The sequence below is a fragment of the Salinicola sp. RZ23 genome (assembly GCF_003206675.1).
Lineage (GTDB): Bacteria > Pseudomonadota > Gammaproteobacteria > Pseudomonadales > Halomonadaceae > Salinicola > Salinicola endophyticus.
Genome location: NZ_PZJK01000011.1, coordinates 75,138 through 94,635, shown reverse-complemented (window position 1 = coordinate 94,635; position 19,498 = coordinate 75,138). Strand labels below are relative to the sequence as shown.

At 66.4% G+C, this 19,498-nt stretch carries 18 protein-coding genes; 5 read left to right on the top strand and 13 right to left on the bottom strand.

Annotation, left to right across the window (positions count from 1 at the left end; all coding sequences use genetic code 11):
- Nucleotides 1-87: 87 nt before the first annotated feature.
- Entirely contained in the window at nucleotides 88-483 is a 396-nt protein-coding gene (locus DOM67_RS11775; RefSeq protein ID WP_157958851.1) for a DUF2946 domain-containing protein, read from the bottom strand.
- Between the two features lie 223 nt (nucleotides 484-706).
- On the opposite strand from DOM67_RS11775, the gene DOM67_RS11770 reads away from it, so the two are divergent.
- The 3 genes from DOM67_RS11770 (at nucleotide 707) to DOM67_RS11760 (ending at nucleotide 4,499) form a co-directional block, all read left to right on the top strand.
- Nucleotides 707-1,675: a LysR substrate-binding domain-containing protein gene (locus DOM67_RS11770; protein WP_110676081.1), complete on the top strand. Its 969-nt coding sequence runs from the start codon at nucleotides 707-709 to the stop codon at nucleotides 1,673-1,675.
- A gap of 101 nt (nucleotides 1,676-1,776) precedes the next feature.
- A complete protein-coding gene (locus DOM67_RS11765; protein ID WP_110676079.1) occupies nucleotides 1,777-3,030 on the top strand; it encodes an amidohydrolase family protein in 1,254 nt (417 codons plus the stop codon).
- A gap of 80 nt (nucleotides 3,031-3,110) precedes the next feature.
- Entirely contained in the window at nucleotides 3,111-4,499 is a 1,389-nt protein-coding gene (locus DOM67_RS11760; RefSeq protein WP_198651799.1) for a sodium:solute symporter family protein, read from the top strand.
- A 78-nt stretch (nucleotides 4,500-4,577) separates the two neighbouring features.
- On the opposite strand, the gene DOM67_RS11755 is transcribed toward DOM67_RS11760, so the two are convergent.
- From DOM67_RS11755 to DOM67_RS11700, 12 genes are all read right to left on the bottom strand, one after another.
- Nucleotides 4,578-5,174 (bottom strand): phosphatase PAP2 family protein, encoded by a 597-nt coding sequence (locus tag DOM67_RS11755; RefSeq protein ID WP_110676077.1) that lies wholly within the window; start codon nucleotides 5,172-5,174, stop codon nucleotides 4,578-4,580.
- A 428-nt stretch (nucleotides 5,175-5,602) separates the two neighbouring features.
- The gene (locus DOM67_RS11750; RefSeq protein WP_110676075.1) at nucleotides 5,603-6,745 is read right to left on the bottom strand and encodes an N-acetylmuramoyl-L-alanine amidase; all 1,143 of its coding nucleotides are present in this window, start codon (nucleotides 6,743-6,745) and stop codon (nucleotides 5,603-5,605) included.
- A gap of 155 nt (nucleotides 6,746-6,900) precedes the next feature.
- Nucleotides 6,901-7,512, bottom strand: coding sequence for an HAD-IA family hydrolase (locus DOM67_RS11745; RefSeq protein ID WP_110676073.1), 612 nt, complete (start codon nucleotides 7,510-7,512; stop codon nucleotides 6,901-6,903).
- A 116-nt stretch (nucleotides 7,513-7,628) separates the two neighbouring features.
- Complete coding sequence (locus tag DOM67_RS11740; protein WP_110676071.1) at nucleotides 7,629-8,468, bottom strand: metal ABC transporter permease; 840 nt, start codon at nucleotides 8,466-8,468, stop codon at nucleotides 7,629-7,631.
- Nucleotides 8,465-9,358: a metal ABC transporter permease gene (locus tag DOM67_RS11735; RefSeq protein WP_110676069.1), complete on the bottom strand. Its 894-nt coding sequence runs from the start codon at nucleotides 9,356-9,358 to the stop codon at nucleotides 8,465-8,467. Before DOM67_RS11735 ends, DOM67_RS11740 begins: the two co-directional genes overlap by 4 nt.
- Nucleotides 9,355-10,356 (bottom strand): manganese/iron ABC transporter ATP-binding protein, encoded by a 1,002-nt coding sequence (locus DOM67_RS11730; RefSeq protein ID WP_110676067.1) that lies wholly within the window; start codon nucleotides 10,354-10,356, stop codon nucleotides 9,355-9,357. The genes DOM67_RS11735 and DOM67_RS11730 overlap by 4 nt, the downstream gene beginning before the upstream one ends.
- Nucleotides 10,353-11,294, bottom strand: a complete 942-nt coding sequence (locus DOM67_RS11725; RefSeq protein ID WP_280951063.1) for a metal ABC transporter substrate-binding protein — start codon at nucleotides 11,292-11,294, stop codon at nucleotides 10,353-10,355. The genes DOM67_RS11730 and DOM67_RS11725 overlap by 4 nt, the downstream gene beginning before the upstream one ends.
- 363 nt (nucleotides 11,295-11,657) lie before the next feature.
- Nucleotides 11,658-12,350, bottom strand: a complete 693-nt coding sequence (locus DOM67_RS11720) for an SDR family NAD(P)-dependent oxidoreductase (RefSeq protein ID WP_198651798.1) — start codon at nucleotides 12,348-12,350, stop codon at nucleotides 11,658-11,660.
- Nucleotides 12,351-12,527: 177 nt separating this feature from the next.
- Nucleotides 12,528-13,823, bottom strand: coding sequence for an aspartate aminotransferase family protein (locus DOM67_RS11715; protein WP_232825231.1), 1,296 nt, complete (start codon nucleotides 13,821-13,823; stop codon nucleotides 12,528-12,530).
- A 17-nt stretch (nucleotides 13,824-13,840) separates the two neighbouring features.
- Nucleotides 13,841-14,935, bottom strand: a complete 1,095-nt coding sequence (locus DOM67_RS11710) for a phosphotransferase (RefSeq protein ID WP_157958850.1) — start codon at nucleotides 14,933-14,935, stop codon at nucleotides 13,841-13,843.
- Complete coding sequence (locus DOM67_RS11705) at nucleotides 14,935-15,960, bottom strand: histone deacetylase family protein (RefSeq protein WP_110676059.1); 1,026 nt, start codon at nucleotides 15,958-15,960, stop codon at nucleotides 14,935-14,937. Before DOM67_RS11705 ends, DOM67_RS11710 begins: the two co-directional genes overlap by 1 nt.
- Before the next feature lie 98 nt (nucleotides 15,961-16,058).
- Entirely contained in the window at nucleotides 16,059-16,742 is a 684-nt protein-coding gene (locus tag DOM67_RS11700) for a GntR family transcriptional regulator (RefSeq protein ID WP_110676057.1), read from the bottom strand.
- A 172-nt stretch (nucleotides 16,743-16,914) separates the two neighbouring features.
- Between DOM67_RS11700 and DOM67_RS11695 the strand changes: the two genes are divergently transcribed.
- Both DOM67_RS11695 and DOM67_RS11690 read left to right on the top strand, forming a co-directional pair.
- The gene (locus DOM67_RS11695; RefSeq protein WP_110676128.1) at nucleotides 16,915-17,673 is read left to right on the top strand and encodes a class II aldolase/adducin family protein; all 759 of its coding nucleotides are present in this window, start codon (nucleotides 16,915-16,917) and stop codon (nucleotides 17,671-17,673) included.
- A gap of 230 nt (nucleotides 17,674-17,903) precedes the next feature.
- Nucleotides 17,904-19,475: an ABC transporter substrate-binding protein gene (locus DOM67_RS11690; protein WP_110676055.1), complete on the top strand. Its 1,572-nt coding sequence runs from the start codon at nucleotides 17,904-17,906 to the stop codon at nucleotides 19,473-19,475.
- Nucleotides 19,476-19,498: the final 23 nt, after the last annotated feature.

Sequence of the window (19,498 nt, the reverse complement as noted above, 5' to 3'; positions counted from 1 at the left end):
GAATGCGTTTCGAGTGTGATCCGGCCGCACGGGCGGGCAGCACCACCGCCGGAAGCGGAAGCCGGATGAACAGGATGAGAGTGCGAATCAGGAGAACGCGGGTGGGGCGCGGGGGCGGCCTTCGAACCACAGGTGGTCGCTCGAGGCCGCGGGGCGCGGCGATTCGAAACGACCACCGGCGGGCTTGAGGACGCTGCGGACAACGGCGGGAACGTCGCTATGGGCGGTGGGGAAGTGCTGCCACAGCGAGCAGTAGCCGCACTGATCGTGCCAGGCGAAGACGGCGCGCTCCGGTGTATCGCGGGCGTGCATGGACGCCATCGACATGCCGGGCATCGCCGCCATTCGCATCGACGAATGAGACGACTCCGACGCCTGGATCTGCGAGATCAGCGGCCCCAGGAACAGCATCATCATCGCCAACAGCGCCAGACTGGCGGCCAGGCGACGGTAGGTGCTGCGGGTTCGAGTGAGTCGGATCATCGTCATCCACGCGATGGCGGTGGGCAGGAAAAGTCATGTGTTACCCACACGTCTCGGATGGTAACCAAAAAGTTCCGCGGCGACTCGCCGGGGGATGAGGTGGATTGTCGCACCACGGCACGTCCTGCTCGGTGCCATCCACGCCCCGTGATCCGCGAGGGGCGTTCGCGGCGGCGGGATCACGTATCCTGGCTCTCTCTTCGTCGCCTTGCCGGAGCTTCCCATGCGCATGTACCCGCTGCCGCCGCTCAACTCGCTGGTCGCCTTCGAATCGGCGGTGCGCCACATGAGTTTTACCCGCGCCGCGGGGGAGCTCAATCTGTCGCAGAGCGCGGTGAGCCGCCAGGTGGTTCATCTGGAAACGTTCCTGGGGCGCAAGCTGTTCGTGCGCCAGCAGCGGCGGCTGACCCTGACCCGGGCCGGCGAGGCCTATGCGCTGCAGGTGCGGGCGATCCTCGACGACTGTGTCCAGGCCACCGCCGAGGTGATGAAGAGCACTGGCGAGAACGAGCTGACGCTCGCCTGTACCGCCGGCGTGGCGCAGTTCTGGATGGCGCCGCGGCTGAGTCTGTTCCGGCGCGCTCATCCCGATATCAAGCTGCGCCTGATCGTGCGCGATGGTGTCACGTCGCTCTCCTCGTTCGAGTTCGACATCGGGCTCTACTACCTGAAGAGCCCCACGCTGCCGGGCTTTGCCACCACCTTCGTGATTCCCGAGCAGGTCTATACCGCCTGCGCCCCGGACTATCTCGCCGCCTGTCGCGAGCGCTACGCGCTGGGCGAAGATGAGCGCCTGAGCCCGGCCCAGCTGCAGCACGAGACGCTGCTGATGCTCGAGGATGCCCAGAGCCTGTGGATCTCCTGGCAAGACTGGTTTCGCTACCACCGCCTGGCCAGCCCTGCGCTCTCCAACACCTTGGTGTGCAACCACTATCCGACGCTGGTGGAGATGGCGAGCCTGGCGCAGGGCGTCGTGCTCGGCTGGCGTCATGTGATCGATAGCCAGATCCACCGCGGGCGCCTGGTGTGGGCCTCCGACCACTGGGCGAGCCACGGTGGCGGCTATTTCCTGATCACCCCGGAGGAGCGCCGCGAGAACTACGCCACCCGCTGCTTCAAGCGCTGGCTGCTGGAGATGGCGCCCAATGAACCGCTGGCCGCGGGTCCGGGAGGCGATCACGGCGTGGGCTGAACGATGCGCCGGCCGCATGCTGACATGCGTTTTTGTCGCTTTTCAGGCCCTTCCCGCGCTGATTAGGCTCGAGGCGTTCTCGTCCCCATAAGAGCCCAACCATGACCGAACGCACGCCCCCCACCCGTCTGCTCAAGAACTTCCGTCTGGTCGACGGCAGCACCGCCGACCCCCGTGATGGCCTCGAGGTACTGATCGAGGGCGCGCGCATCGTCCAGGTCGCCGAGACGCCGATCGACGCCCCCCACGCCGAGGTGGTCGATCTCGGCGGGCGTACCCTGATGCCGGGGCTGATCGACTGCCACGTCCACGTGATCGCCACCACCGCCGACCTCGGTGCCAATGCGCTGCTGCCCGATGCGCTGGTCGCGGCGCGCGCCACGCCGATCCTGAAAGGCATGCTCGAACGCGGCTTCACCACGGTGCGCGACGTCGGCGGCGCCGACCGCGCCATCCAGCAGGCGGTGGCGGAAGGGTACTTCGTCGGTCCGCGCCTGGTGATCTGCGGCAAGGCGCTGTCGCAGACCGGCGGCCACAACGACTACCGCGGCTTTTTCGACGAGCGTGACGACCAGTACCAGACCCGCCGGCTCGGCTCGATGGGGCGTATCTGCGACGGCGTCGAAGCGGTACGTCGTGCGGTACGTCAGGAGATCAAGGGCGGCGCCCAGTTCATCAAGGTGATGGCCAACGGGGGGGTCTCGTCACCCAGCGACCCGATCGACTTTCTCAGTTTCTCGCGCGCCGAGCTCGAGACCATCGTCGAGGAGGCGAGCAACGCCCAGACCTATGTCAGTGCCCATCTCTACACCGACGAGGCGATCCGGCGCGCGGTCGAAGCGGGGGTGCGTTCGCTCGAGCACTGCAATCTGATCACTGCGGAGACCGCGCGTGTTGCCGCCGAACGCGGGGCGATGGCGTGTCCGACCCTGGTGACCTACGAGCGGCTCAAGCTCGAGGGCGCCGAGTACGGGCTCAAGCCGGAGTCGGTGGCCAAGATCGACGACGTGCGCCTGGCCGGGCTGGAGAGTCTGGTGACCATGCGCGAGGCGGGGCTGGAGATGGCCTACGGCACTGATCTGCTCGGCGAGATGCATCCGCACCAGTCCGACGAGTTCGTGATCCGGGCCCAGGTGCTGCCGCCCCACGAGGTGATCCGCAGCGCCACCGCCACCGCGGCCAAGCTGCTGCGCATGGAGGGTGAGGTCGGCTGTATCGCGCCGGGGGCCTACGCCGACCTGATCGTGGTCGACGGCAATCCGCTGGAGGATATGCAGCTGCTGACCGGCCAGGGCGATCACCTGGCGCTGATCATGCAGGGCGGGCGCCTGATCAAGGACCGCCTGACGCGCTGAGAGCGCTGGCGCCGGTCATCCACGACCGGCAACGGGACATCGAGCACGATCCATAACAACCACAATCGGAGGCCTGCACCATGCATGCACTCTTCGTCATCGCCTATCTGCTGCTGATGGTCGCCGTGGGGCTCTACTTCTCGCGGCGCAAGGTCCACGACGATACCGACTTCATCGTCGCCGGACGCTCGCTCTCGACCCTGGTGCTCACCGCGACGCTGCTGGCGACCTTCGTCGGCTCCGGCTCGATCGTCGGCGGTGCCAGCTTCGTGTTCCAGCACGGGCCGGGGGCGGCGATCTTCTTCTTCGCCGGCACGCCGATCGCCGCCCTGGTGGTCTACTTCCTGCTTGCGCGCAAGATGCGTCGCTCGCGTGCCACCACCATTCCGGCACTGATCGAGACGCGCTTCGGCCCGGTGGCGCGCTCGATCGCCTCGCTGATCATCCTGCTCGCCTATGTCGGCATCGTCTCGTATCAGTTCACCGGGGCGGGCCAGGCGCTCAATCTGGTGTTCGGCCTGCCGGTGTGGCAGGGCGTGGTGATCGCGGCGCTGGTGATGATCGGTCTGGCGACCATGGGTGGGCTGGTCTCGGTGGCCTACACCGACTACCTGAGCGCGGTGATCATCTTCGGCAGCATGCTGATCGCGCTGCCGCTGGTGCTGACCCGGCTGGGCGGCCTCGACGGCCTGTTCGAGGCGCTGCCGGCGACCCACCAGACGCTGCTCGGCGGGCTCTCGCCGTGGCAGGCGCTGGGCTACTTCCTGCCGCTGTTCCTGCTCATTCTGGGCGATCAGAACCTGTTCCAGCGCTTCGCCGCGGCGCGTGACCCGGCCACCGCCAAGAAGGCTGCGATGGGGCTGGTGCTCGCCTCCATCGTTTGCACCTCGCTGATCACGCTGCTGGTGTGCGCAACCCGTGTGCTCTATCCCGATATCACCCCCTCGACCGCGATGATGACCCTGGCCCAGCAGGGCGTTCCGACGGTGATCGGCGGTCTGCTGCTGGCCTCGATCGTGGCGCTGCTGCTGACCACGGGCAATTCGTACCTGCTGTCGGCCTCGGCCAGCCTGACCCAGGATATCGTCGGTGGCCTGTTCAAGATCCAGGTGCCGGCGGGCAAGGCGCTGCTGCTCAACCGCCTGGCGGTGGTGCTGCTCGGCCTCCTGGCCTGGATACTGGGCGCCTTCTTCCCCAGCGTGCTGGCGATGCAGATGTACTCCTACGGCATGTACGGCGCGGCGATCACGCCGGTGTTCCTGGCCGCCCTGCTGTGGCCGCGGGCGACCCCGGCCGGGGCGCTGTCGGCGATGATCGTGGGTGGCGTGATGACACTGGTGTGGGAGATCGCCCTGGGCAAGCCGATGGGCTGGAACAGCGTGCTGGTCGCGATGCCGCTGGCGGCGCTGACGCTGATCGGTGTCAGCCTCGCCGGGCGGCGTCCGGCGGCGGTCTCGAGCGCTGCCTGAGGGGAACGCAGACGCTGGCAGCGACGCCGAACGCACGGCCGGGCAACCTGCCCGGCCCTTTGGTCTCTGGTGCTTGGGTCAGCGTGGCAGCCAGCCGCGGGAAATCAAGGGCGCCAGCAATCGCCGGTGAATCCCCCGGGCCAGCCTGTGCAGCGCGGGCATGTAGTAGGTCTCGCCGCGCGCGGCGAGTAGCGCCACCGTGCCCGAGATGGCCAGAGCCCCCAGCATGTCCAGGGGAAAGTGCACCCCCAGATAGATCCGCGACCAGGCGATGCCCAGGCCGATGGCGGCGAAGATCACGCCCAGCGGGCGCAGCTCCCGCGACAGCAGCAGGGTCACCGCGGCGGCGGTGATCACCGTCATGTGGTCACTGGGGAAGGAGCTGTCGGCGGCATGCGTCAGGTAGGTGTGCCCCACCGGCAGCATGAACGGGCGCGGATGACTCCATACCAGCCCGATTACGCTGTTGACGCCGAGCGCCGCGACGCAGGCCACCAGGCCGCGCAGTGCCAGGCGCTGGTGCACCGGGTCGCGCTGCAGCCAGCCGACGATCATCAACAGCGGAACCAGATAGATCGCGTAGATCGCCAGCGCGTAGGCGAGATCGAGGGTCAGCCGGGAGGCGTGGGCGGGGGCGTTGAGCCAGTCGAACAGGCGAAGGTTGAGCGCTTCCATGATAGCGGTACGTCGGCGTCCTTGAGCGTCGTGCGGAGAGAACCAGATCGCCATGCTACTGCCGCGGAGGCGGGCGGTGCGCAGGGATTGGTAACGAAACGGTCATCTTTTTGTCAGCCGCCGCCCGATGCTGTCGGCGCCCGGCAACGGGGTGACCGTCTGTGTTCTACGCCGGTTCGCTTAACACGAGCTTATAACGCCTTTCGCAGCCGCTAGACGATGTGGGCTCATCCGGCGGCAGGGCGTCGCGAGGGCGCTGTGAACCCCTCCCTGGGCGCTACCTTTGCCATCCCTGGCAAAGGACCCTCGCTTTGCCCTGCCTCCGGCGCCCATCGTCAGAGGGTTTGTAAACACCCTCTTAGGGCGGCCACGCCGTCGCTGACGGCGTGGCCGGGTGGCGCTGATAGCGGAGAGGCGTGGCCGGCACTTCACGCCGGCAGCGGGTTGGCTTCGAAGAAGTCGGCCACGCTCTGGTGCAGCGCCTCGGCCAGCGACTGCTGGTGCGACTTGATCAGCAGGCGCTTGCAGTCGGCGCGGTTGGACATGAACCCGGTCTCTACCAGCATCGAGGGGATGTCCGGCGACTTGAGCACGGCGAACGCCGCCTTGTTGACCCGATGCTGATGCAGGTGGGTCACCTCGCCGAGATGGCCGAGCGTGGTCTTGGCCAGCTTCTGGCTGGCGACGTCGGTACCGCGCATCGACAGGTCGATCAGCACCGACTGCACGTCGGGGTCATCCGAATAGATGTTGCTGTCGCGGGTCGAATCGTAGCGGTCGGCGGCGTTCTGGCTCTCTGCCAGCCAGCGCGCCATCGCCGAACTGGCGCCGTGCTCGGAGAGGATGTAGACCGAGGCCCCCGAGGCCGAGGGAGTAGGCGCGGCATCGGCATGGATCGAGATGAACAGATCGGCGTGATGGTCGCGGGCCATCAGCACGCGCTGATGCAGCGGGATGAAGATATCGCTGTCACGGGTGAGCGACGGCTCGAAGCGCGGGTCCGCGTGGAGCCGCGCCTTGAGTGCATCGGCTACGCCCAGGGCGACGTACTTCTCGTAGTGATCGTCGGCGCTGATGCAGCCGGGGTCCTTGCCGCCATGGCCGGCGTCGATCTCGATGATCGCCTTGCGCGGCTGGTGGTGGGACTCGGCTTCGGCGGTGACCGCCGCCATCAGCGGATCGGGGTCGTTGATGCTGACGATCAGCTGGGCGCGGTGGGCATCCAACTCGCGCACGTGGGTCTTGGGCTGCTTGAGCCGCTTCAGATCGAGCACGATGCGAATGCCGTCGCCGTGACGTCCGGTACGCACATCCTTGACGATACCGGCGTGCTGCCTTGGGGCGGTCGACGGTGCGATGCGCGAGACCTGCGGCAGGTCGATGACCACCCGCGGCGGGTTATCCAGGGTGAAGACCTTGTGCTCGTGGCTGCCCTCGAGCTCGATGACGAAGCTGGCGCTGTCGTCGTCTTCCTGCAGGGTGAAGGGGGTGAGCGGGTTGGCGGCCAGCGCGCGGGTACTGGGGAGGAGACAGGTGGCCAGAAGCGTGGTGATGAAGCGCCTTCTATCCATGACGGTGACTCGTAAAGATGGGTGACAATGGGTAACGAGGCTGACGTTATAACATAACTAATTTAGCCCATAGGGCAACAAGACTCTGACCCTTGCCGACAGCAAACGATCCCTTGGCGTGTGATATCTCGCGGGGTTTGTCTCCCCGCGATTCGCTATCGGTCAGCCGGCGTCACCTTCGCCAGCAGCGCCTGGCAGTCCGGAAAGTGCCAGTCCACCGCTTCGGGGCAGGGGTTGTCGGGTACGTTGACGAGAATCGTGGTCGCCCCTGCCGCGCGGCCACAGGCCATGTCCATGGGGCTGTCGCCGACCATCACCACCGCCGAGGGGGCGATCTGCCAGTGCTGGATGAAGTGGTCGAGGCCGCCGGGGTGGGGCTTGGGCGGCGCCTCGTCGCGGCCGAGCACGTCGTCGTCGGCGAAGCACGCGTCCAGCCCGATCGCCTCCAGGGTGATATGCGCCAGCTCCTTGGCATTGCGCGTCAGGATGCCCAGCCGGCAGCCGCGCTGGGTCAGCGCCAGGATCAGCTCGACCGCACCGCTGGCGGCGGTCGAACGCATCGCCAGCGCGCGCTCGTGCTCCAGCAGCCAGGCGTGCTTGGCGTCGCGCTCGGCCCTGGGCAGGGTCTCCAGGTGGTGCAGGATATCGGCGCTTTCGGGAATCTCCAGTTCGCGCCGGATCGCCGGGAAGTCGTGTACGCCGACGGTGAGCGTGCCATCCATGTCGAAGACCCAGTGGCGGCGGTGGTGCAGGGGGTGGGACGTCATGGGGCGCTCCTCGCGTGGCATGCCAGGCATCCTGCCATGATCGATGGGGCTGTGCGACGCGGTTGTGCGATTCGGCCGCGCCTTCGACAACCGCCCGCTCAGATCATCGCTTCGTCTCATACCATCGCTTCGCTTCTGGCCGTCTGGCGCAGTGAGTGGACGAAGGCGATCACGAACACCAGCGTATAGAGCAGCACGATGGTCGGCGCTGGCGCACTGTCGATGAAGAACGACAGGTAGACGCCGAGGAAAGCCACCGATACCGACATCGCCACCGCCACGATCAGCATGATGCCGAAGCGCCGGGTCAGCAGGAAGGCGACCGCGCCGGGGGCGATCAGCAGCGCGATGGCGAGGATGATACCGGCGGCCTTGAGTGCCCCGACGATGGTCAGCGAGATCAGGCAGAGCAGGCCGTAGTGCAGCCAGCGGGTGTGCAGGCCGACGGCGCGGGCCTGGGTCGGGTCGAAGGCGTGGAGCAGAAAATCCTTCCACTTCAGCCCGATCACTCCCGCCGTGACCAGCGCGATCGACGCCGACTCGACGATGTCCTGCACCCCCACGCCGAGAATATTGCCGAACAGGATATGGTCGAGATGCACCGTCGACTGGATCTCGACATAGAGCACCAGCCCCAGTCCGAACATGCCCGAGTAGACGATGCCCATCACCGTATCCTGCTTGATGCGACTGTTCTCCTTGAGAAAGCCCGTGGCGACGGCGCAGAACATGCCCGCAGCGAAGGCGCCGACGGCGAGCGGTATACCGATCAGGTAAGAGATCACCACGCCGGGGAAGACCGCGTGCGAGATCGCATCCCCCATCAATGCCCAGCCTTTCAGCACCAGAAAGCAGGAGAGCAGTGCCATGGGAATCGCCACCAGCACGGCGATGATCATGGCGTTGAGCATGAAGTCGAACTGGAACGGGGAGATCAGCCACTGACCGAGACTCATCGGGTTTCCTCCCGGGGCAGCGACTGTGTCTCGTGCAGGGTGCGCGACGCCCGGCGGCGCGCGGCGAGCATGCCGTGCTTGGGCGCCAGGAAGAAGGCGCTCAGGAAGATCAGCGTCTGCAGCACGACGATGACACCGCCGGTGGCACCGTCGAGGAAGTAGCTGATATAGGCGCCGGTGAAGCTGGTCAGCGTCCCTATCGCGACCGCGATGACCAGCAGGCGTGGAAAACGGTCCGTGAGCAGATACGCCGTGGCGCCCGGCGTGACCACCATGCAGATCACCAGAAAGGCGCCCACCGTCTGCAGCGCGGCCACGGTGGACGCCGAGAGCAGCGTGAAGAAGGTGATCTTGAGCGCGCGGGTGTTGAGTCCGAGCGTGCGCGCATGGTGCTCATCGAAGAAGGTCACCAGCAGATCCTTCCACTTGACCAGCAGCACCGCGAGCGAGACGACGCCGATGATCGTGAGCTGGAGGGTATCGCTCGGCGTGATCGCCAGCACGTTGCCGAGCACGATCGACTGAATGTTCACCGCCGCCGGCGCCAGCGACACCATGAACAGCCCCAGACCGAAGAAGGCGGTGAAGATCAGCCCGATGATCACGTCCTCTTTCAGCTTGCTGCGCTGGTTGAGAAACAGCATTGCCGCCGAGGCGAGACCGCCGGCGAAGAAGGCGCCGAGCGCGAAGGGCAGGCCGAGCATGTAGGCCCCGGCCACGCCCGGCACGATCGAGTGCGACAGCGCATCGCCGATCAGCGACCAGCCCTTGAGCATCAGATAGCAGGAGAGAAAGGCGCAGACGCCGCCCACCAGCGCCGAGACCCCCATGGCGTTGCGCATGTAGCCATAGCCGAACGGCTCGCCAAGATAGGGGAGCAGCTCGCTCATGACTGGCGCTCCTCCGGTGTCTGGCGCCTCTCCGGCGACTGGCGCTGGCGTGCTGCGATGCCGTTGTGCAGCACCAGCGCGCGCTCGTCGTCGGTGAACACGCCGACCGGGTGGCGTGACGCGCCGTCGTCGGCACTCTGTTCGAGCATGAAGTGGCGCAGGACGCCGCCGAAGGCGCGTTCCAGATTCTCCTGGGTGAAGGTCTCGTGGGTGGGGCCGTGGGCGAGCACGGTGCCCTTGATCAGCACGCTGCGATCACAGAACTCCGGTACCGAGCCCAGGTTGTGGGTGGAAGCCAGCATCACCCGGCCTTCATCGCGCAGTTCGCGCAGGAGCGCGATGATCTGATCCTCGGTCTTGACGTCGACCCCGGTGAACGGCTCGTCGAGCAGAATCACCCGGCTATCCTGCGCCAGCGCCCGAGCCAGGAAGACGCGCTTGCGCTGGCCGCCGGAAAGCTCGCCGATCTGGCGCTGGCGGAACTCACGCATGTCGACCCGATCCAGTGCCGTCTCGACCGCCTCGCGATCCTGGCGCTTGGGGATTCTGAGCATGCCCATATGGCCGTAGCGGCCCATCATCACCACGTCCTCGACCAGTACCGGGAACTGCCAGTCGACCTCCTCGGACTGGGGGACATAGGCGATCAGGTTGCGCTTCAGGGCGCTATCCACGGACATGTCGAGCACGCGAATCTCGCCCCGGGCGAGCTTGACGAAGCCCATGATCGCCTTGAACAGCGTCGATTTGCCGGAGCCGTTGACCCCGACCAGCGCGGTGATGGTGCCGTTGGGGATCTCGAAGCTGGCGTCGCGCAGCGCGGTGTGGCCGTTGCGGTAGGTGACCGTGGCCCCCCTGACGGCAAGGCCGTCCCCCGGTGGTCGGGTGTCGGCGACCTGTGATGGTCGGGGGGCGGCGACCTGTGATGGTCGGGCTTCGGCGACCTGTGAGGCTCGGATGTCGGCGACCTGTGAGGCTCGGATGTCGGCGGGCGTCATTGCGCCTGTCCTTGGCTGAGCCCCGCGGTCAGACCATCGGCGATGGTTCGGGAGGTGACCTCGAGCAGATCGATGTAGGTCGGTACCGAGCCATCGGCGGCGCTCAACGAGTCGACGTAGAGCACGCCACCGTAGCGGGCGCCGGTCTCGCGGGCGACCTGCTGCGCTGGCTTGGCGGAGACGGTGCTCTCGCTGAAGACGGCGGGGATGTCATGTGCACGCACTGTGTCGATCACCTGGCGAACCTGCTGTGGCGTGCCCTGCTGGTCGGCGTTGATCGGCCATAGATAGCGTTCCTTCAGGCCGAAGTCCCGGGCCAGATAGGAGAAGGCGCCTTCGCTGGAGACCAGCCAGCGCTTCTCCTCGGGGATGGCGGCGAACGTCGCACGGATCGGCGCGATGGCCGCCTCGATCTTTTCCTTGTAGGCCGCGGCATTGGTGCGATAGGTGCCCGCGTTGTCGGGATCGTGCTGGATGAAGGCATCGCGGATGTTATCGACGTAGATCATCGCGCTCGACGGCGACATCCAGGCATGCGGGTTGGGTTTGCCGTCGTAGGGCCCGGCAGCGATGCTGATCGGCTCGACGCCGTCGGAGACCACGGCACTGGGCACGTCATGGAGATGTTGGAAGAACTTCTCGAACCAGCGCTCCAGATCGAGTCCGTTCCACAGGATCAGATCGGCGCCCTGGGCGCGCATGATGTCGCCCGGCGTCGGCGAGTAGTCGTGGATCTCGGCGCCCGGTTTGGTGATCGACTCGACGGTTGCCGCGTCCCCGGCCACGTTCCGGGCCATATCCGCGATCACCGTGAAGGTCGTCACCGCCTTGAACGGGTGGGGCGTGTCATCCTGCGCAAAGGCCGGCAGCGCGATCATCAGCGTCGTGAAGGTCACGATCCGCACCAGCGTCGAACGTCGATCAGTCATTCCAGGCATGCGGGGCTCCGAGTCGAAACGAGGCTTTACAGGGTGGCCGCCACCGGTGTGCTCCAAGCCCACTCACGGCGTCGAGCGCGCAACGGTAGCGTGATTTTTTTTACCCTGGTTAAATAGTATTCCTTTTGTTGCGATGTATAGCATCGGTTTAATCGGCTGTGAAGGGGGAAGCGATGGCAATCGAAAAAGCGGGAGGGGCGCGGTAGGGAAGGAGCGCAGTGGAGAAAGGATCGAAGGGGGAGGAAAGGCGCGACGCGGGGGAAGCGGGGGAAGTGGGAGAAAGTGGGGGAAGTGGCCGGACCGCTCGAGAGGGCAAGCTCGGGTCCTTGACGTCCGGGTGGTGCTTGCCCATGAGCCGCTAATTCAGATCGTATCCTCGATCTGCCAGTTGATCGGGACCGTGGCGATGCCGGCAGAGGGCGGCAGCGTCACGAGCATCTGTACCACGCGGGCGACCTCCTCGGGCTGGGTGACGCTGGCGCCATCGACCTGGGCGGCGGTGGCCATATCGGTCGCGACGAAACCGGGGCAGATCGCGGTGGCGCGGACACGGGTCTCCGCCGTGCAGTGGCGCAAGCCGTGGACGAACGCCTGGGCGGCAAACTTGCTCATCGCGTAGAGACCGGAAGCGGCGGATCTGACCCTCAGCCCGGAGAGCGAGACGATCGAGATCACCTTGCCCTGTTCGGCGGCGACCAGGTGCGGCCAGGCTTGCTGAGTGAGCAGCATCGGCGCGCGGGCATTGACCGCCATCACGCGGTCGAACTCATCGCCACTCGCCTCCAGTACCGTCGATTGGCTGAGGATACCGGCGTTGTTGATCAAGGCATCCAGGCGGCCGAAGGTGCGCAGGGTTTCATCGACCCAGGCCTGGCCGCTGGCGGCATCGAGGGCATCGTAGTGACAGCTCAGCCAGTCGTCGCGCGTCGGACGTTCGCTGGGCGGGGTACGGCAGCCAAGACTCACGCGCCAGCCGGCGGCCAGCAGGGTGTCGGCAATGCTGGCGCCAATACCGCGATTGGCGCCACTGATCATGGCAACCGGAGCGTCGGACATGATCTCTCTCCTGGTTGGGATGGAATGACGGATGGAATGACGGGTGGGGGGACGGGTGAGGGCCAAGCCAGGCCGCTGGGCGTTCTCGTCATCTTCAGCATGCCGCTTGCAGCGGTCTATCACCGCGCCTGAGTCGTCATGTTAGTGGTTGGCGGTCAGGAACGTCATTGTCGGGATTTATCTGTCGCGCCATGTCTCGAGCACGTCGACCAAGGCCGCTTCGAGCACCTCGCACAGACGTTCGACGTGCGTGCGGTTGAAGACCAGCGGAGGGCGGATCTTCAGCACATTGGCCTGTGGCCCGGTGGCGCTGATCAGCACCTGGCGCTCGCGCAGGCCGTCGACCAGCGCCTGCGCGAGCGCGGCGTCCGGTGCGCCCTGGGCATCGAGCACCTCGACACCGGCCAGCAGACCCGCACCGCGCACCGCGCCGAGCCGGTCCGTGGTGGCCGCGATCTGACCCAGGCCGGCGTGCAGATCGGCGCCAACCGTGGCGGCCTGTGCCACCAGATCCTCCTCGGCCATGACGCGCTGGACCGCCAGCGCGGCGGCGCAGGCCACGGGATTGCCGCCGAAGGTATTGAAGTAGCGCGCCGTCTCCCCGAAGTGGTCCATCACATCGCGCCGGCCGGCAACCCCGGCTACCGGATGGCCGTTGCCCAGCGGTTTGCCGAGCGTGACCAGATCGGCCCTGACGCCGTGGCGGGGGAAGCCCCACAGGACGCCGGTGCGGCCGAGCCCGGCCTGCACTTCGTCGGCGATATAGAGCCCGCCGGCGCGCCGGATCGTCTCGACCGCCGGGGCGAGAAACCCGACCGGATCGGTCACGATGCCGTCGCTGGAGAAGACACTGTCGAGCAGCAGCGCGGCGGGCCGGATGCCGTGGGCGGCGAGATCATCGATCGCCGCCTGCACGCCGGCGGCGAAGCGTACACCCATCGCCGCGGCGCCGTCACCGCGATCCACGGGCGCTGGCACGGTGCGCACGCTCGTGCCCAGCTTGACCTTGCTGCCGAGGGAGGGCGACGCCTCGGCGATCGCCTGGGTCACGCCGTGATAGGCCAGCTCGGTGACGATCAGCCCCTCGCCGCCGGTGAAGGCGCGGGCCATGCGCAGGGCGAGATCGTTGGCTTCACTGCCTGAACAGGTGAAGACCAGCTGTGCCAGGGGCGCCGGCAGTGAGTCGATCAGCCGCTCGGCGCAGTCGAGGATCGTCTCGTGCAGGTAGCGGGTATGGGTATTGAGGGTGGCCGCCTGGTTGGCGATGGCTTCCACGACCTTCGGGTGGCAGTGGCCGACACAGGCGACGTTGTTGTAGGCGTCCAGGTGCGCCGTGCCGTGGCGGTCGAAGAGCCACACGCCCTCACCGCGCACGGGATGGAACGGCCGCTGATAGAACAGGCGGTAGGAGGCGCCGAGCAGGCGCTGGCGCCGCGCCAGCAGGGCCGCGTCGACGGCATCGTCATCTTTCACGCTGGGCTCCTGCATGTTCATTCTCCCGTACCCGATGAATTGAAGGGTGAATCGAGCGCCTCGCTCAGGCGGCGCTGGAAGGTCGCCGCGGACAGGCTCAGGCAATGCTCCAGGGCCCGGCGGGAAGCGGCCGTATTGCGCAGCAGGTAGTCGGCGTTTTGCGGGTAGCGTCCGGCGCGATGGGTGGAGACCGTAATCGCCATTGCCAGCCGGGTTTCGATCAAGCCGCGCAGCAGTGCGCCCTCTGCATCATCGAGCGGCGAATGGGCATGATAGCCGGCGATCAGCGCCAGGGCCCCCGCCAGCGGATCGGCGGCATCCTTCATCTGGTAGGCCGCGGCCACGGCGAGATCGACCACCCGCGGGGCGAACAGCATATCGCCGAAATCGATGATCCCCGCGGGGTGCTCGGGCAGGGGGTTGGCGTCGCCCTGGGTCGATGTGAACAGCACGTTGTGACCATTGAGATCGTTATGGATCAGCTGACGCGGCAGCGCCGCCAGGCGTGGACGCAGCTGCTCGGCGAAGCGCTGAAGCCGGTCGCGGATGCGCTGGCGCGAGGCGTCATCGAGGCTATCGGTCTGCGGCAGCAGGTCGTCGGCGCGCTGCAGGTCCCATGGCATCGACAGCTCGCGAACCGGGTGGTCGAAGTCGGCCAGGGCGACGTCGATCCGCGCCAGCCAGCCGCCGAGCCTGGACTGGAAACGCGGGGAGGCCACGCGGTCGGCCAGCGGCGTGCCGGGCAGGAAGGTCGACAGGCGCACGTGACTGACGCGGCCATCCTCGAGCCGCAGTGGTGGCGCCGGATCGCCATCGCGGTCGCGCAGCACCCGCGGAACCGGCAGGGTCGGATCCCGTTCGGCCAGGTGCATCAGCGCCCGGACCTGAAAATCGCTCACCGCCTGGCGCTCCGCCGGATGGGTGAACTTGAGCAGGTAGCGCTGGCCGTCGGCCGCCGCCGCGCGAAAATTGCAGTCGCGCTCGCCGCTGAGTGGCTCGAGGGTGGCAGCGAGGCCGAAGCGCGTGGCCAGCACCCGTTGGGCGGTCTCTGGCGACACCGTCAGGGCCGTGGCCGCGAGGACGTCCGTGCTGTCGTCTGTGTGACTCGTCATCATTCGAACCCCGACAGCGCGCTGACCAGGTTGTCGCCGAGGGCATCGGAGAGGTAACCCCCCTCCTGCACGATGACGGTGGGCAGGCCGAGCTGGGCGATCTGGCGGGTGATCTGCGCAAAGCCCTGCGTGGTCACCGCGACGCCCTGGTAGGGGTCGTGTGCGTAGATATCGAGGCCGAGCGAGACGACGAGCGCGCCGGGGGCGAAGTCGGCGATGCGCTCGCAGGCGCGGCTCAGCTGGCGCAGATAGTCAGCGGTCTCGAGCCCCTGGGGCAGCGGCAGGTTGAGGTTGTAGCCCTCGCCGGCGTCGCGCCCGGTTTCATGCGCGTGACCGGTGAAAAAGGGGGTCATGAAGTGCGGGTCCGCATGCAGCGAGACCGTCAGCACATCGTCACGGTCGTAGAAGATGCCCTGGGTGCCGTTACCGTGGTGAACGTCGATATCGAGTATCGCCACCCGGGCATGGTGACGGCGTAGCGCGCTGGCGGCGATGGCGGCGTTGTTGAGATAGCAGAAGCCGTTGGCACGCTCGGCGTAGGCGTGGTGCCCCGGCGGGCGGCACAGCGCGTAGGCGAGGCGATGACCTGACTGGACGTGGCGAGCCGCGCTCAGGGCGCACTGGGCGGCACCTCTCGCCGCCCGCCAGGTGCCGGGCCCGATCGAGGCGGCCATATCGCCCAGGTGGAAGCCGACCCGCCCGACCAGATGATCCGGGTAGGTGCAGGGCTCGCCGGGAAAGGGGTGGACGTTGGCGACCACTTCCTCCGGGTTGCGGTCCTCCAGGGCCAGCCAGCGGCTGTGGACGTGTTCGAGGAAGTCGAGATAGCGCGGGGTGTGGACAGGGGACAGTGTGTCGTGGTCGACCTCGGCATCCGCGGTGACCAGGGTATGGCCGGCGCTGGCGGCGGAGCGCTGCAGGCGATCGGCCCGTTCCGGCTGCTCGTTGCTGCGGCGGACCTGACCGCGCACGACGAAGAACTGCGGGTCGTGATCGCGGTGAGCGTCACTCACGAACACATGCATAGTCATCTCCCCCTGGTTGGCAGGTCTGCGATATCGGTACTCGGGCCCGTGCGGTGCGGCCAGAGACCGCTGCCATGCTCACGGGCGCCGGGCCGCCATCAGCGCTTGGCACGTTCCCGGAACATCTCCATCACCCGCTGCTGGGCGACGCCGATATGGTAGTCCAGCGCCGCCTCGCCGGCGTCGGGGGAGCGGGTGCGCAGCGCTTCCAGAATCGGCTCGTGGGTATCGGCGACGCGCATGGCGTCATCGTAGAGCTGACCGATCAGCAGAATGCAGAAGCGCATCTCGTGGCACAGCTCGTCGAACACGCGCACCAGGCGCTGGTTGCCGCTGAACTCGCACAGCATGCGATGGAAGGCGACATCCTCCTCGATCTGCTGCACGGCGGTGCCGTCGCGGGCCACCTGGCGCATCTTCTCGAGCTGATGCGTGAGCGCCGCTTCCATCTCGTCGGTCAACTTGCCGGCGAGCAGGCGAACGGCGTGGCGCTCGAGGCAGAGGCGCAGGTCGTAGACATCCTCCAACTCGTCGGCGTTGAAGGTGCGCACGAAGAAGCCGCGCCGGGGTTGGGAGACCAGCATGCCGCGGCTTTCGAGCAGACGTGCCGCTTCCCGCACCGGGGCGCGGCTGACGCCGAAGTCGCGTGCCAGTTGCGCTTCGGCCAGATGCACCCCGGGTGCGAAATCCCCCTTGAGCAGCGCTTCCGTCAGCATGTCGGCAATCTGGTTGACCAGATCGCGCTGCTGAATGGTGGCAAATCCCTGCGTGGTCGTCGTCATGGCATCTCGTTTGGCTGGCGGTTGGCATCGTTCACACACTCTGTGGCGATCGTAGCGGGTCGACTGTCGAGTGTCGACAGTTTGAAAATTGCCTGATAGGTTAATGACAGACCCCGCGGTCGCCGACGATGACGGCGCTGTCGCATGCCCCCACAGGAGATCGATGATGGATATGGCGAATGACGCTCACCAGGCCTCGAAGCAGGTCGCACGTCGCGACCTGGCGGCAGCCTATCGGCTGATCGCGCATTTCGGCCTGGATGACAGCATCTATACGCATATCTCCGCACGTGCCGAAGCGGGCAAGGAGAACTTCCTGATCAACCCTTACGGCTATCGCTTCGAGGAAGTGACCGCGGCCAACCTGGTGACCGTCGATCTCGAAGGGAAGGTGCTCGACGATCCGGAGCGTGCCGGGATCAACAAGGCCGGCTTCACCATCCACAGTGCGATCCACGAGGCGCGCCCGGACGTTCACTGTGTACTACATACCCACTCGGTGGCCGGTGTCGCCGTCTCGTGTCTGGAAGAGGGGCTGTTGTCCCTGAACCAGTGGTCGATGGAGTTCCACGGCCGCACCGCCTATCACGACTACGAGGGGATCGCCCTGGACCTGGCCGAGCGCGAGCGCCTGGTCGCGGATCTCGGCGACAAGCCGGTCATGGTGCTGCGCAACCACGGCATGCTGGTGTGTGGGCGGAGCGTCGGCGAGGCTTTCAAACGGATGCACAACCTCGAGCGCAGCTGTCAGGCACAGCTCGCGCTGATGGGCAGCGGCATGAAGATTCGCCGGGTGGACGATGCCCTGGCCGAGCACACCGCGCGGCAGTACGAAAAGTGGGACGCGGATCACGGTGTCACCGATCGCGATCCGGAGTGGGAGGCCTATCTGCGCCTGCTGCAGCGCATTCAGCCCGATTTCGAGGGCTGACGGAGCGCCGCCGGAGGCCCGCACGTCTGCCGGCGATCCCTGAGGTTGGATATCAGAGACGGGACAGTACGAGGTCGTACATCACCCGGTCGTACATCACCAGATTGGACATCACGAGGCTGGATACGAGAAGGCGCGCGGTAACCCTGACCTATCGCGCTGAACGCGTCTGAAAGGCGCTTTGACAGTGGTTCGAAGATTCGACAAATCCAATAACGACGAGATCTGCCATGACCCTGCTATCGTCCGTGACCGGCCGTCTGACGGCGGCCGCGCTATCGCTTGCTGTCGCACTGCCCGCCGTGGCTCAGGAAACGCCGTCATCCGGCGGAGTCGCCAATGTCGCCATTCAGCCCGAGCCGCCGGGGCTGATGCTGCCGCTGGTGCAGAACGCCCCCACCCAGCGGGTGGCCGGGAATATCTTCGAAGGGTTACTGCGTTACGACGCCGACCTCGAGCCGATGCCGCAACTGGCGACCTCCTGGGAGATCAGCGACGACGGCCTGACCTACACCTTCCATCTGCACCCCGACGTGACATGGCATGACGGCGAGGCGTTCTCCGCCGCCGACGTGGTGTTCTCCGCCGATGTGTTCCTGCGCGAGACCAACCCGCGAACCCGCGCGATTCTCGACCACGTCGCCAGCATCGAGGCGCCGGACGACGAGACGGTGGTCTTCACGCTCAAGCAGCCCTTCCCGGCCTTCATCCAGGCCTTCGAGGTCGGTACCTTGCCGATCGTGCCCAAGCACCTCTACGCGGGCACCGATTTCTACAACAATCCGGCCAACAACCATCCGATCGGCACCGGCCCGTTCGAGTTCGCCAAATGGGATCGCGGCTCGGTGATCGAGCTGGACAAGAACCCGAACTACTACGAAGCGGGCAAGCCCTATCTCGACAAGATCTACTGGCACGTGATCCCGGATGCGGCGTCCCGGGCAGCGGCCTACGAGAACGGGACCCTGAACATCATGCCCGCCGGCTCGGTGGAGAACTTCGATATCCCGCGTCTCGCCAAGTTGGACGGAAGCTGCATGACGGAGGCAGGCAGCGAGTACTTCAACCCGTTCGCCATGCTGTGGCTCAACAACCGTGAAGGGCCGACCGCCGACAAGCGCTTCCGCCAGGCGGTGATGTACGCCATCGATCGCGATTTCGCCAAGAACGTGCTCTGGAATGGGCTGGGCAAGGTGCCCAACGGCCCGTTCAGTTCGACCCTGGCCGCTCATGACGACGATCTCCAGCCGTACCCCTACGACCCGGACAAGGCCAGGGAGCTGCTCGCCGAGATGGGCTACAAGGGCGAACCGGTACGCTTGTTGCCGCTGCCCTACGGCGAGACCTGGACCCGCTGGGCGGAAGCCGTGCGCCAGAACCTCGAGGATGTGGGCATCGACATCGAAACCGAGTCCTCGGACGTGGCGGGGTGGAACCAGAAGGTGAGTGACTGGGACTACGATATCGCCTTCACCTACCTGTTCCAGTATGGCGATCCGTCACTGGGCATCGCCCGGACCTACATCTCCAGCAATATCGCCAAGGGTTCGCCGTGGAACAACGTCGAGGGCTACAAGAACCCCGAGATCGACAAGCTGTTCGCCGCTGCCGCGGTGGAGAACGACCCCGACAAACGCCAGGCGATGTACGACCAGATTCAGCAGACGCTGCACGACGACGTGCCGCTGGCGTGGATCATGGAGCTGGCGCAGCCGACGATCTACCGCTGCAACGTGCATGACCTGATCACCACCGGTATCGGTCTCAACGACGGGTTCAAGAACGCCTGGATCGAGCAGTAGGCGACCCCCGTTTCGGTAGGCAG

Excerpts from the sequence above, each read along its gene's own strand:
- DOM67_RS11725 (WP_280951063.1), bottom strand. The coding sequence starts at position 11,294 with ATGCCTGGAATGACTGATCGACGTTCGACGCTGGTGCGGATCGTGACC.
- DOM67_RS11745 (WP_110676073.1), bottom strand. The coding sequence starts at position 7,512 with ATGACGTCCCACCCCCTGCACCACCGCCGCCACTGGGTCTTCGACATG.
- DOM67_RS11740 (WP_110676071.1), bottom strand. The coding sequence starts at position 8,468 with ATGAGTCTCGGTCAGTGGCTGATCTCCCCGTTCCAGTTCGACTTCATG.
- DOM67_RS11750 (WP_110676075.1), bottom strand. The coding sequence starts at position 6,745 with ATGGATAGAAGGCGCTTCATCACCACGCTTCTGGCCACCTGTCTCCTC.
- DOM67_RS11760 (WP_198651799.1), top strand. The coding sequence starts at position 3,111 with ATGCATGCACTCTTCGTCATCGCCTATCTGCTGCTGATGGTCGCCGTG.
- DOM67_RS11690 (WP_110676055.1), top strand. The coding sequence starts at position 17,904 with ATGACCCTGCTATCGTCCGTGACCGGCCGTCTGACGGCGGCCGCGCTA.
- DOM67_RS11770 (WP_110676081.1), top strand. The coding sequence starts at position 707 with ATGCGCATGTACCCGCTGCCGCCGCTCAACTCGCTGGTCGCCTTCGAA.
- DOM67_RS11720 (WP_198651798.1), bottom strand. The coding sequence starts at position 12,350 with ATGTCCGACGCTCCGGTTGCCATGATCAGTGGCGCCAATCGCGGTATT.
- DOM67_RS11755 (WP_110676077.1), bottom strand. The coding sequence starts at position 5,174 with ATGGAAGCGCTCAACCTTCGCCTGTTCGACTGGCTCAACGCCCCCGCC.
- DOM67_RS11710 (WP_157958850.1), bottom strand. The coding sequence starts at position 14,935 with ATGACGAGTCACACAGACGACAGCACGGACGTCCTCGCGGCCACGGCC.
- DOM67_RS11775 (WP_157958851.1), bottom strand. The coding sequence starts at position 483 with ATGATCCGACTCACTCGAACCCGCAGCACCTACCGTCGCCTGGCCGCC.
- DOM67_RS11735 (WP_110676069.1), bottom strand. The coding sequence starts at position 9,358 with ATGAGCGAGCTGCTCCCCTATCTTGGCGAGCCGTTCGGCTATGGCTAC.
- DOM67_RS11730 (WP_110676067.1), bottom strand. The coding sequence starts at position 10,356 with ATGACGCCCGCCGACATCCGAGCCTCACAGGTCGCCGACATCCGAGCC.
- DOM67_RS11705 (WP_110676059.1), bottom strand. The coding sequence starts at position 15,960 with ATGCATGTGTTCGTGAGTGACGCTCACCGCGATCACGACCCGCAGTTC.
- DOM67_RS11765 (WP_110676079.1), top strand. The coding sequence starts at position 1,777 with ATGACCGAACGCACGCCCCCCACCCGTCTGCTCAAGAACTTCCGTCTG.
- DOM67_RS11700 (WP_110676057.1), bottom strand. The coding sequence starts at position 16,742 with ATGACGACGACCACGCAGGGATTTGCCACCATTCAGCAGCGCGATCTG.
- DOM67_RS11695 (WP_110676128.1), top strand. The coding sequence starts at position 16,915 with ATGGCGAATGACGCTCACCAGGCCTCGAAGCAGGTCGCACGTCGCGAC.